The organism is Pseudoalteromonas sp. S558 (assembly GCF_005886635.1).
In the GTDB taxonomy this organism is placed as follows: Bacteria; Pseudomonadota; Gammaproteobacteria; order Enterobacterales; family Alteromonadaceae; genus Pseudoalteromonas; species Pseudoalteromonas aliena.
Genome location: NZ_PNDU01000284.1, coordinates 1 through 12,924 on the forward strand (window position 1 = coordinate 1; position 12,924 = coordinate 12,924).

Annotated in this window: 8 protein-coding genes; 2 read left to right on the plus strand and 6 right to left on the minus strand. The window is 38.9% G+C overall.

Annotated elements, in window-relative coordinates; genetic code table 11:
* Window positions 1–35 precede the first annotated feature (35 nt).
* The 3 genes from CWB66_RS16985 to CWB66_RS16995 form a co-directional block, all read right to left on the minus strand.
* Window positions 36–1,097, minus strand: a complete 1,062-nt coding sequence (locus CWB66_RS16985) for a DUF21 domain-containing protein (protein WP_138586289.1) — start codon at window positions 1,095–1,097, stop codon at window positions 36–38.
* 21 nt (window positions 1,098–1,118) lie between these two features.
* The gene (locus tag CWB66_RS16990; RefSeq protein WP_077537143.1) at window positions 1,119–2,471 is read right to left on the minus strand and encodes a magnesium transporter; all 1,353 of its coding nucleotides are present in this window, start codon (window positions 2,469–2,471) and stop codon (window positions 1,119–1,121) included.
* Window positions 2,472–2,873: 402 nt separating this feature from the next.
* A complete protein-coding gene (locus CWB66_RS16995) occupies window positions 2,874–4,541 on the minus strand; it encodes a methyl-accepting chemotaxis protein (protein ID WP_138586290.1) in 1,668 nt (555 codons plus the stop codon).
* Window positions 4,542–4,932: 391 nt separating this feature from the next.
* Here CWB66_RS16995 and CWB66_RS17000 point away from each other — a divergent pair, with 391 nt between their 5' ends.
* Together CWB66_RS17000 and purU are read left to right on the plus strand one after the other, a co-directional pair.
* Window positions 4,933–6,819, plus strand: a complete 1,887-nt coding sequence (locus tag CWB66_RS17000; RefSeq protein WP_138586291.1) for a hypothetical protein — start codon at window positions 4,933–4,935, stop codon at window positions 6,817–6,819.
* A gap of 181 nt (window positions 6,820–7,000) precedes the next feature.
* A complete protein-coding gene (gene purU, locus CWB66_RS17005) occupies window positions 7,001–7,831 on the plus strand; it encodes a formyltetrahydrofolate deformylase (protein ID WP_138586292.1) in 831 nt (276 codons plus the stop codon).
* An 83-nt stretch (window positions 7,832–7,914) separates the two neighbouring features.
* On the opposite strand, the gene CWB66_RS17010 is transcribed toward purU, so the two are convergent.
* From CWB66_RS17010 to acs, 3 genes are all read right to left on the minus strand, one after another.
* Window positions 7,915–9,507: an AbgT family transporter gene (locus tag CWB66_RS17010; protein WP_138586293.1), complete on the minus strand. Its 1,593-nt coding sequence runs from the start codon at window positions 9,505–9,507 to the stop codon at window positions 7,915–7,917.
* A gap of 223 nt (window positions 9,508–9,730) precedes the next feature.
* The gene (locus CWB66_RS17015; protein WP_138586294.1) at window positions 9,731–10,381 is read right to left on the minus strand and encodes a response regulator transcription factor; all 651 of its coding nucleotides are present in this window, start codon (window positions 10,379–10,381) and stop codon (window positions 9,731–9,733) included.
* Between the two features lie 96 nt (window positions 10,382–10,477).
* Window positions 10,478–12,418 (minus strand): acetate--CoA ligase, encoded by a 1,941-nt coding sequence (acs, locus tag CWB66_RS17020; protein WP_077537137.1) that lies wholly within the window; start codon window positions 12,416–12,418, stop codon window positions 10,478–10,480.
* Window positions 12,419–12,924 lie beyond the last annotated feature (506 nt).

Consider the following 12,924-nt stretch of genomic DNA (forward strand, 5'->3'; position numbering starts at 1 on the left):
TTATCCAGAATTCAGGTTAATTAGTTTTACGTTCGCTAACTCTGTTTTGTAGGTTCAACCACATCGCTTGCGGCGAGTTTAGGTGCACTCATTCCTTTGAGTAATCGGCCAAATATATCAGCGCCAGTGATAATCCGTTTTTCATCGCTCCACACTAATACAACGTCGTGATCAATGGCACCATCAAACGACTTATCGAGTGAATGGTTGGCGCGTATTTTTAAAATCACTTCACTTAAACGCATTGTTTCGTCGGCAACAATAATAGGTCTATGGCAGTAATGATACGGGTCGAACGTATCTGGTTCAAACAAGGCTGAACGTAAAAAGCCATCCGCATCAACAACTAATAAAGGCCAACCATCTTCATTGGTGATGATAACCCAGTTGTAACCCGATTTATGTAATTTACGTAAAAACTCGTTATCAGCCGTTAATGTAAGCTCAGGAAATATTGGTAAATCCAGCTTTGTTGGCAACGCTATGATGGAGTCGGGATCAATCACTTCCCCTTCTTTAGTGACACTTATTTCATCTAAACTAAAAAAGTTAAGTGCGCCTATGCCCTCAACATGCTGAACATCGGCCTCTTCTGCTTCAATATGTTTACGAATAATGCCTCTAAGCTCGCTTTCAGCAAAGTAGGTAATACCCTCTTTACCTAGCCATGCATCCAAAATTAAAGCCGTTGGTTTTGCCACAACATAAAATAATATTTGATAAAACTTAATAAGTGGCGAAAGCAAGCTCGCCATTTTAAGTGCGTTACGCGAAAAGTAAGCTTGTGGTGTTATTTCACCAATAATAGTAATGGCTATTGTTGAGAATAAAAACGAACTTGCCCCCATTAATACCGAGTCAGACAGTAGCGTAAGCAGTACGTTAATACCTACGTTACCCCATAAAATAGTCGATAATAAAAAGTTTGAATCGTTTCGCAGCGCCATCACTTTAATTGCTGCCGCATTGCCTTTTGTACTTTCCATTTCAAGCTGCAATCTACTTAACGAAAAAAACGCTAAGTTTAAGCCTGAAAATATAGCCGACTGTGAAATACACAGCGCTATTGCACACCAAATCATGACTTCAAAGGTCATTATAGTTTCCTGTAAAAAAGGTTATAGCAGTAATAAACTACCTAAACCTAAAAAGGTAACAAATCCAACAATATCGGTCACGGTCGTTAATATAACCGAGCCAGATAACGCAGGATCTATTTTCATTTTGTCTAAAATAGACGGAATAACAACACCCGCTAGCGACGCTGCAACTAGGTTTAATAATATTGCGACCGTAATCGTAATACTGAGCATAATATCGCTAAACCATAAATAAGTAAGTGCGCCAATAACAAATGCCCATACCAATCCGTTTACAGCCCCCACTCGCAGCTCTTTTTTAAGTAACGCTTTACGGTTGGAGTCGGTAACCTGACCCAGTGCTAAGCCGCGCACAATAACGGTCAATGTTTGGCTTCCTGCAATCCCTCCCATCGAAGCCACCACAGGCATTAACACAGCAAGCGCAACAACTTGCTCGATTGTTGCGCCAAATAAACCAATAAACCAAGATGCTAAAAATGCAGTTGCTAAGTTGATGCCTAACCAAATACCTCGGTTTTTAGCACTTTTTCGTACACTGGCAAACAAATCTTCGTCTTCGCGAAGACCACCGGCTTTTGCCGCCGCTTCGTCGGCTATTTCTTGGCGTAACTCATATGCCGAGGCAATTGTTAATCGCCCGAGCAATTTATTGTCGGCATTAACTACCGGCAGTGCCATTTTTTCACTGTGGATCACCACTTCTGCCGCTTCATATAAATCATCATCGGCATGTAACGATGAAAAGTCATGATTTGCCAGTGCCATTAGGCTGTCGCCATCATTTGCTTTAATTAAATCATTAACCGCCACTTCGCCTATTAAGCTGCCTTTACGGCTTACTAAATAAATAACTTCGCTGTACTGCGGTAAGCCTTTATGTAACAGCTTTTTAGCCCCTCCTGCAGTTAACTTTTCTGACACTTTTAAAAAGTCAAAACCTAACCAGTGACCTAGTTGCTCTGGCGGATATTGCTGCGCTAAATCATATTGCTTAGTTTGAGCTTCATCGAGTTGCCTTTTAGCGTATTCAACAAAGCGTTCAGGAATAACTTCTTCAAGCTCAAGCAGCTCTTCTACATTCACTTCATCAAGGAGCTTAAATGCGTAACTGTCATCAAGTGTTTGCAGTAACCATAAACAGCTGTCTTCACTTAAGTTAACAAAAATTTCGTGCTGTGTGTCTTCATCTAATAATTGCCAAATTTCAAGGCGCTGTTCTTTTGGAATTGCTTCAAAAAGCAAAGATAAATGCTCGGTCGAGAGCGTTAGCTGTGCATCAGCCAATAATTTATTTTTGCGCTCTGTTGTATCACACTGCAACAAATCATTAATGAGTTGTGGAAGCTGATCTACCGGATACTCAATCATGTTAAAGCCTTAAAAAATCATTATGTTATGTAAAGAGTGTACCTTAGCTGTAAATAAATGCTGATTAAATTTACGGGCGTAATACCAATTCATTAAAATATTGGGCACCTTAGCGAACTACATGTCTTATATATTTGATGCGATTGATAAAAGTTGGCACCTAATTTTTGCGCATTGTATGTGTAAAAATTCAAGAGCACTAATGTTTATTTTAAATTTATAAAAAAGCAGAATAATGGCTTATATTCTCAAAAGTTATAGTACTAAAAAATAACAAAAACGGGGTGTTTAAGGTAAAATGAGTACGTCATACACAAGATACTGTCCATGACTAATAGAGCAAATAAAAGCCGTAACATTTTCTGTTACGGCTAAAGTAAAAACACGGATATACAAAAAGCGTTAAATTTTAAATTGCCCAACTAAGCTTTCTAAATTTTCACCGCGTCCAGCTAAATGCTCACTTATTGAAGAGGTTGCTTTGCTCGATAGTGTAAGCTCATTCACTATTTCTTGGATTGCAGATACATTACGATTTATCTCTTCTGTTACACTGCTTTGCTGCATAGCAGCTGTCGCAATTTGTGTACTCATATCGTTAATTGAAGTTACCGAGATGGTCACTGCACCTAAACTTTCTGAAATAGCCCGAGATGATTCAACCGAACGATTACAGCTCTGTTGGCTTGCTTGCATTCCATTAACCGCAGCCGTTACTAAATTGTGTAATTCACTAAGCATTTCACTAATTTCTAAGGTACTTGCTTGTGTGCGACTTGCTAAACTTCTCACTTCATCTGCTACTACGGCAAAGCCTCGGCCTTGTTCGCCTGCACGAGCTGCTTCAATAGCTGCATTAAGTGCTAATAAGTTAGTTTGCTCTGCAATTGAACCGATTACACTCAATACACTATTAATTTTTTTAGATTGTTCGCTTAGTGAGTCCACCTGCTGAGCGGCTGTATTTATTTCACTCATTAATGTTGATACCTCACTAAGCGAAATATCAACGCATTCTTGTGCTTTTGCCACTTCTTGGGTTGCAGCTTGAGTTGATTGGGCAACTTGAGTGGTATTTTGTGCTACCTCATGTGATGTTGCCGACATTTCTGTAATAGCTGTCGCGACTTGATCTGTTTCATGATTATGATTAAGTAGTTTGCTTTCAATTAACTGGGTTTGCGTATTAATATCGCCAGAGGCTGTTTTAACATCGTGCGTTACATCCACAACGTTTGCAATAATACCATGCAGCTTACTCACAAATACATTAAACGCTTCACCCAACAGACCAATTTCATCATGTGTTTGCACCTCTAAACGCTTGGTTAAATCGCCTTCGCCTTTAGCTATATCATCAAGATTTTGCACCATGCTTTCGATTGGCTTAATCATAGTGTTTGCCGCAATAAGTGCGCACACAACCGTTAATACCACCCAAAATAATGCAATTAATAATAAGGTTTTTATCTTGTCATTCATATGCGTTTGCATTGCAGTTTGGTATTTTTCTAATTCAGCGTCTATATCATCCATATAGGCACCTGTACCAATCATCCAATTGGTATTTGGTATCATATCGGCATAACCCATTTTTTCCACCAAGCCAGTGGTGTTTGGTTTTTGAAAGTGGTAATTGAATGCACCACCTCCTTTATTTGCTTGCTCGAGCAAACCAACAATAATTTTTTTGCCATTTGGATCTGTCATTGCTATTTTATTTTGCCCTTCAATAGCACTGCCAAGTAACGCATGAAATACACTAACGCCATCAGTGTCGTAAATAAAAAAATAGCCACCTTGCCCAAATGTGATATCTCGTAATGCTTTTTTAGCATCCTGCTCAGTACCTTGTGATAACTGATAGTTGACAATTTTACTGGCAATTTCAACCTCAGTTTTTAATAGGTTTTTTTTATCTTCAATAAGCTTAACTTTAAACGAATCAAAATTTTGCTGCTGATTTTTAGACTCTAAGTAGTAAGAGCTCAACATTAAGCTAATTAACAGCAGCATAAGCGGTACAATAGCAAGTAGTATTAATTTGTTTTTTAAGCTTAAATTACTCATAACTTCTCCAAAACATAACGACGGCCAATTTAAACAATGGCTGAATAAGCTCATCAGCTTTTCTAAAAGCCCAATAGTTATAAAAGTATAGTTACTTAAGCTGTAATAGTGACTTTAAAATATAAATATTGCTGATAAGTAAAGATAAATACGCCCAAATTTATTTGCACGCAGTGTAGTTGTTGTATAGCCATATTGATACATTTGCTATTTAGACCTTAGTCTCATAATTCATAAATTAAATTTAAAAGCATAAATAAAGAAGATGATAAAACCGACCTTTAAAAGACTTATAACGTGCAGGTTATTGATATACTATAAAAGTTCGGCAAAGCAAGTTCACCCAGTAAGCTTATTTACACCCATACACGCTATTTAAAAGGAGCATTCAATGGCTTTTGATTATGGATCGATTGATCTTGGACTAAAAAACCCCTTCAAACTTGAAGGTAAAATAACCGCAGCTAGAGGGCTTATCGAATCTGTAGCCGGTATTAGCTTACTCGTTATTGCAGCAGGTTCTGTAAAAGAAGATACAACCGCAGGTTGGATTTTAATGATATTTGGCATGCTTATTTTAGCACTGGGCATTCGCTCTCTATCATCTGGGATTTATGCAACGCTTAAGTATTTTGTAGGCAGAAATCACCCCACATCACTGGCTTACAATTATAGTAAATCACAAACATCGACCGCCCAAGAAGAAAAAAAAGACGTTGCGTATACCGCACTGTCACTCGAAGAAATGCTTGTTGGTCGTAAAAATAGTACATTTAAAGAGCCGAATGGATTTTTATCTCGTTTACTTCACAGCTTAATTCCTAAGCTATTATTTTTACCTTACCCTATTCGTAATGTTGCCCAGCGTTTATTTGGCTCGTGGGTCAGCACCTTTGTTGCACTTATTGCATACGGACTTGTGGCGTTTGTTTCTTTATCTGGTTTTACCGGTGAAGCTGGCGAATTAGCATTTCCTGTTTACAGTGCCATATTGATGTTTTATGTACTTTTTTCGTGGCGTTCTTCTGGCAAACCTATTTCTCGCGATGCTGAAAAGAACATTGAAGCTTTAGGTACTGGTGCTCTCGCAAAAATTATTTCTTTATCTTTTATTTTACCAATCGCTATTGGCCTTTCTATGTCGTGGCTAATGAAAGAGCAGCGTATTAGTAAGCAACAAATAGATAACTGGCTTGAACAATTACCAAGCCTTCATGCAGAAATGTATTTAATTGCCATTATTGTTTTAGCTACATTAAGCTGCGCCCTTGTTTTTATCATGATTAAAGCACGTTTAAATTCAGTTACGCCGTCTGCTGAAGTATCTGAGTTGCGTGAAAACTGGCAAGAGTCTGTTCATCCTGACGAGATTTTTATAAACCTTGATAACTTGGTCATGGCTAATCGTCGTTATAAAGAAGTACCAAACAGAGTTTACCGAGAATTAGACCCTAAGTTGCAAGAGCAAATAGAAGGTAAAGGTGGCTTTAAAGGTGAAATGATCCAAGAAATTCAGCCTAAACTTTACTCTACGGACTTAGGTAAAAACTTCACTCTGGCGAGATTACTTGCTCTAGTAAGTGGCAACTTACTTTATATTATTGCATTGGTGTTTACTGTATTTTTAGCGTATTCATTTATTAATGTTTATCAGTACATTGACGCTGCAAATATCAGTAGCTTTAAACAAGCATTTAATAACCAACATATTATTCAATTTAGTGAGCTATTAATGACAAGCTTTCACTTATTGTTAATTGGTATGCTTATTAAAGCATTCGCGCAATTACTAACAAACACGGCTCATCTATTTTTTGCCGAAATGCAATTTGAATCGCTACTTGTGTATTTTAAATGTGAAGGTACATTCACCGAGTCTAAAATATCAACGGGTACTGGTATTCACGATAGTACCCGCTCAGAAAACACCTTAGTACGCAGTAGCATAACGCCTTGGATTATTGTTTCTCGTGTTATTTCGACAACGTTTGCTGCAACAGGGATGAGAAACCTTGAGCATCCTCGCCATATTATGGAAATGCATAAAGACGAAGGGCAATTACAAGCAATCAAAAAAGATGTTATTGCGTTCTTAAAAGACCGCGAGTCTATTGCGTCAATTACCAGTGAGCGTGATTTAGGGAACGCGTCACAAATACATCAGTTAAACCAGCAAACGCGCGCTATGCCAACTCAGCAAGCTATCACGAAAGACGACGAGGAAGCTGCAGGTTACCTCAGACAAGAAGAAAATCTATCTGGCGAACCGAAAGCCTAATTAGACGTTATTAATAATTGCCACCTTGTAAATAAGGTGGCATTTTTTTATGCCCCAATTAACTTTATTACCTCTTTTATACTCAACAACATGATTAATACTGTATTAGTGCACAAAGCCCTTGCTTTATACGCTAAAACACAAATAATGAAATATTAATCACTGGGTAAGAATGAGGAAAATGAGCTATATACTAACCACCCAATGTGCTGATGATGTAGGCTTAATCGCTAAAATCACAGGACTTTGTCATAAAAATAATTTAAATATTACACGCAATAACGAATTTGTAGATAAAGACGCACAACGATTTTTTATGCGTACAGAGCTTACAGGTGAGCCGCAAAGTGACTTTTTAGAGCAGCTACGATCACTATTACCTCAAGGCGCTAAACTTGCACTGCACAATGATGCAAAAACTAAAGTGGTATTACTTGCCACCAAAGAAGCACATTGTTTAGGTGGCATGTTATTAAAGCAGTTTGAGCAAACACTTAATATTGAAGTACTCGCCGTCATTGCTAACTACACTGATTTAGAACCGCTCGTAAAAGGGTTTAACGTGCCGTTTCATGTTATATCGCATGAAGGGCTCACCCGCAGCGAGCACGATAAAAAAGTAGCTGATTTAATTGCCAGCTACAACCCTGACATTATTGGTCTTGCCAAATACATGCGTATTTTAAGCCCTGAATTTGTGGGTCGATTTGATGGTAAAATCATTAATATTCATCACTCGTTTTTACCTGCATTTATTGGTGCTAAACCTTACCACCAAGCATTTGAACGTGGTGTAAAAATTATTGGTGCAACGGCCCACTTTGTAAATAATGAGCTTGATGAAGGGCCTATTATTTTGCAAGACGTTACCCATGTTACACATGCTAACACCGCAGAAATGATGGCTAAAATAGGTAAAGACGTCGAAAAAACCGTTTTTTGTAAAGCGCTACAATTAGCCTCTGAACATAAACTATTTATTAATGGCAATAAAACCGTCGTATTTAGCTAAAAGTTAGTACGCATTAAAAAGCCAGCTTAGCTGGCTTTTTAATTGTTACAGGTTACCTAACGTATAACGTACACGCTAATTTTTTAAGGCGTGTAATATGTAGGTGATTCTGGCCCTACTGGCATTCCCAATAAGAACACCCAAACATAAAATAAAATAACCCAGCCTACAAAAAACACCATGCTGTACGGTAACATTGTGGCAACCAACGTTCCTATACCCATATTTTTTTTATATTTAACTGCAACGGCTAATATCAAACCAAAATAACTCATCATTGGTGTTATTAAATTGGTCACTGAATCACCAATACGATAAGCCGCTTGAATCGTCTCTGGCGCATAGCCAATTAACATTAACATAGGCACAAATATAGGCGCGGTAATCGCCCATTGCGCTGAAGATGAGCCTAAACTTAAATTAACTAAGGCACACATTAAAATAAACAGTATAAATACTTCAGGGCCTGTTAGGTTAAGTGCCTGTAATAACGCAGCACCGTTAATAGCTAAAATAGTACCTAAATTAGTCCACTTGAAAAAGGCAACAAACTGCGCTGCAAAAAATACCAGTACAATATAAAGTCCCATAGAACTCATACTTTTGCTCATGGCATTTATTACATCCTTATCGTTTTTCATGGTGCCTACAACACGCCCATATACAAAACCAGGAATACTAAATGTCACAAAAATAATAACCACAATACCTTTTAAAAAAGGTGAACCAGCAACCTCTCCCGTATCTGGGTTTCGTAAAATACCATCGCTTGGAATAATGGTCCATGCTAGTAATAATGAAACAACTAATAACGATACACCTGCCCATTTTAAACCTGACTTTTCTTGCTTAGTCAGTCTATCAATGCTGTTTTGTGATAAATCGATACTCGCTTCGTCTGGGTTGTATTTACCTAAGCGTGGCTCTACTATTTTTTCGGTTACAAGAGTACCCAAAATGGCAATTAAAAATACCGATATCATCATGAAATACCAGTTTGCCTCAGCGCCTACCACATACGTAGGGTCAATCATTTGTGCAGCAGGTGTAGTAATACCTGCCAATAATGGATCGATAGTACCTAATAATAAGTTAGCGCTATATCCGCCCGACACACCAGCAAATGCAGCTGCCAATCCAGCGAGAGGATGACGTCCTAAGCTATGAAATATCATTGCTGCAAGCGGGATAAGTACAACATAACCAAGCTCAGCGGCGGTGTTAGACATAATAGCGGCAAATACCACCATAAACGTCACTAAACGCTTAGATGCGCCCATCACCATGCCTCGCATAGCGGCAGAAAGTAAACCCGAATGCTCTGCAACACTCACACCTAGCAATGCAACAAGCACTGTGCCAAGTGGTGCAAAGCCAGTAAAGTTAGTGACAAGTCCTGTCATGATCCGCTGTAATCCCTCAGCACTCAATAAACTAACTACTTCAATAACGCCATCAGGATCGCGCCCTGATGCACCTTCTGGGCGAGGATCTATTGCACTTAGGCCGTACCAATCAGCAATACCGCTAAATACAACAATTGCGACTGCAAATATTGCAAATAAAGTAATGGGGTGTGGCAGCATGTTTCCTAAAAATTCAACAGTGGCTAAAAATCGATTAAATAGGCCCTTGTTATTTGGGTTATTACTAGATGAGTGTGTGGAGTCTGTCATACTCTGCTCTTAAAGTTACAAAATTGCCGTAACCTAGCATTTTTTGTAAATTAGATCATGTATAAAAGGTGAATAGCTTGTGAGGAAGGTTAAAATAGCCAAAGGTAGACAGAGCCGTAATACCAATTGTTAATACCTTATTTTAGCGCCAAAGAAACAGCTCGCTAAAATAATCATATTTTGAATGCAATTGGCACAAAAGCTCTCTTTAGTTTCCGATTTTTTATGACTGATCAATAGGCTCTAATTGCAATTTAGCGGCAATAAGCACAGCTTGTGTACGGTTGTATACGCCAAGTTTTCTAAATATAGCAGTGATGTGCGCTTTGATGGTTGCTTCAGAGATGTGAAGCTCGTAAGCAATTTGCTTATTAAGTAAGCCTTCGTGTAAATACTGTAAAACACGATACTGCTGTGGTGTAAGCGAGGCGACTTGCGCAGCAATTTCTCGGTCTTCACCTTCAATCTCGGCTACTTTATTTTTTAGCTCTACCGGCAACCATGTATCGCCTTCGAGTATTTGATTAATTGCGCTGGCAATATCATCTGAGGAGGATGATTTAGGAATAAACCCCATTGCACCATAACCCATTACTTTAGAGACTATATTGGCATCTTCGCTGCCTGAAACAACAGCAATAGGTAAGCTTGGATATTCTTCGCGAATACGGATAAGGCCATACAAATCGCCATTTCCTGGCATATGAAGGTCTAGCAGTAATATATCAAGATCTTCTTGTTCGCTTAGCACCTGCAATGTGCTGTCAAAATCTGATGATTCAAAAACGTCTAAATCTGCAAATTTTGCGCTCAGTGCGCCCTTTAGTGCTTCACGAAATAACGGGTGATCGTCCGCTATTAAAAACTGACTCATGGTTCACTCCTAAAAAATTCGGCTGTTACTTATTACTAAGCAACAGCCGATATACTACGTTTAGAATCAACTTGTAATCAAGTTTTTAACGCATATTTAACGATTTAATCGATTTTCGATAAGTTCATCCACGACAGATGGATCAGCAAGTGTTGATGTGTCACCAAGCTGTTGGTGCTCATTTGCTGCAATTTTACGTAAAATACGACGCATAATCTTACCTGAACGTGTTTTTGGTAAACCAGGTGACCACTGAATCATATCTGGAGACGCAATAGGACTGAGCTCTTTGCGCACCCAATTACGTACCTCTTTTGTCAGTTCTTCACTCACTATTACACCTTCATTAGGCGTAATATAAACATAAATCCCTTGGCCTTTAATATCGTGTGGATAGCCCACTACAGCAGCTTCAGCGACCGCTTCGTGTGATACCAATGCACTTTCAATTTCGGCTGTTCCTAAGCGATGTCCCGATACATTTAATACGTCATCAACGCGTCCTGTTATCCAGTAATAACCGTCCTCATCACGGCGACAACCGTCACCAGTAAAGTACACGCCTGGGTATGCACTAAAGTAAGTTTGTTCAAAGCGTTCGTGATCGCCATACACAGTGCGTGCTTGCGATGGCCAGCTATCTAAAATAACTAAATTACCGTCAACTGCGCCTTCTAGTGTATTCCCTTCGGCATCAAATAATGCTGGCGCAATACCAAAAAATGGATGTGTTGCAGAGCCCGGCTTCGTATCGGTTGCACCAGGCAGCGGGGTTATCATAATACCGCCCGTTTCTGTTTGCCACCATGTATCAACAATCGGGCAATTCGATTTACCAATACTCTCATAATACCAAGTCCACGCTTCTGGATTTATTGGCTCACCGACCGATCCTAAAATACGTAAGCTGTCGCGATTTGATGAAGCGATTGGCTCGTCACCTTTAGCCATTAAGGCACGAATTGCAGTCGGTGCGGTATATAAAATAGTAACGCCATGTTTATCAACTACTTCACCCATTCGTCCAGCGGTTGGGTAGGTAGGCACACCTTCAAAAACAACTTGTGTACAGCCATTTACAAGTGGCCCGTATGCAATATAGCTGTGACCTGTGATCCAGCCCACATCAGCACTACACCAATAAACATCATCTTCTTGTAAATCAAATACGTATTCGTGAGTCATTGATGCATAAACTAGATAACCACCGGTTGTGTGTACAACACCTTTTGGCTGGCCCGTTGAGCCCGATGTATAGAGTATAAATAGTGGATCTTCAGCGTTCATTGGCTCAGGCGCGCATTGCGCTGGTAAATCAGCCACTAAATCATGCCACCAAATATCATGGTCGTGCCAATCAACTTCACCACCCGTTAGTTGATGCACAATAACATGCTCAATCGTTGTAACTGAATCTTGCGCTACCGCTTCATCAACGTTTGCTTTTAATGGCACACAGTTGCCCGCGCGTCGCCCTTCATCGGAAGTAATAACAACTTTAGCGCCCGAATCTCTAATACGGTCTGCAATCGCTGATGGCGAAAAACCACCAAATACAACAGAATGAATAGCGCCAATACGTGCGCATGCCTGCATTGCGTAAATTGCCTGAGGTGTCATTGGCATGTAAATAGCTACACGGTCACCTTTTCGTACACCTAGCTTTTTTAAACCGTTCGCAAATTTAGCAACTTCATCGTGTAATTGCTGATAAGTAATATTCTCACTTTGAGATGGGTCATCACCTTCCCAAATAAGCGCTGTTTTATTTGCTTTGGTTTTTAGATGGCGATCAATGCAGTTATAAGAGGCATTAAGATAACCGTCTTCGTACCACTTAATACTAATATGGCCTTTATCGAATGATGTGTTTTTAACGATTGAATAAGGAGTCGACCAGTCAAGACGTTTACCATGCTCAGCCCAAAAGCTTTGAGGATCGTCAATTGATTGCTTGTAAAGCGTATCGTATTTATTTTTATCGATGAGTGTTGCGTCTTTAATGTGCGCAGGAACAGGATAGATACTTTGTGACATCTTCGTCTCCATTAAATTACTTGCCTTTGGCTCTTATCAAGGATTACTCAGCAGTGCTTTATTAAGTATTAGACCTTAGTTGTACATCCCTTCAAATTGCTAATTTGTAGTTTATAATCTTACTGATTTCAATTTTTTTACATAAAAATACAAGACGTTAAATATAAGTGAATACATACTAGCTTGGCCTTAAACCTTAGTCTTATAGACCAATAGGTTATTGAGTAAATATTACACATACTCAACAGTAGCAAACACGAAAGTTAAATATATTTTTCTCTAGCCTGAAGTTTTCAGTGAAAACATAACGGATTTACATGTTAATAGCGGGCTGATTGTCAGTAAATTCAACGCAGTTAGCACTAAAAATAGTGGCTTGAGATAGATTTATACCAACCTGCTTATATATGGGGTCTATTTAACGTTAAGAAAATTACGCTAGAACTAGGCAAAATTTTTTGTATCTAGTTGTTCTAAATAAAAAATTTTTAAGCACTGTATATTGC

Coding starts and splice junctions, on each gene's coding strand:
- CWB66_RS17000 (WP_138586291.1), top strand. CDS start 4,933: ATGGCTTTTGATTATGGATCGATTGATCTTGGACTAAAAAACCCCTTC.
- CWB66_RS16985 (WP_138586289.1), bottom strand. CDS start 1,097: ATGACCTTTGAAGTCATGATTTGGTGTGCAATAGCGCTGTGTATTTCA.
- CWB66_RS17010 (WP_138586293.1), bottom strand. CDS start 9,507: ATGACAGACTCCACACACTCATCTAGTAATAACCCAAATAACAAGGGC.
- purU (WP_138586292.1), top strand. CDS start 7,001: ATGAGCTATATACTAACCACCCAATGTGCTGATGATGTAGGCTTAATC.
- CWB66_RS16990 (WP_077537143.1), bottom strand. CDS start 2,471: ATGATTGAGTATCCGGTAGATCAGCTTCCACAACTCATTAATGATTTG.
- CWB66_RS16995 (WP_138586290.1), bottom strand. CDS start 4,541: ATGAGTAATTTAAGCTTAAAAAACAAATTAATACTACTTGCTATTGTA.
- acs (WP_077537137.1), bottom strand. CDS start 12,418: ATGTCACAAAGTATCTATCCTGTTCCTGCGCACATTAAAGACGCAACA.
- CWB66_RS17015 (WP_138586294.1), bottom strand. CDS start 10,381: ATGAGTCAGTTTTTAATAGCGGACGATCACCCGTTATTTCGTGAAGCA.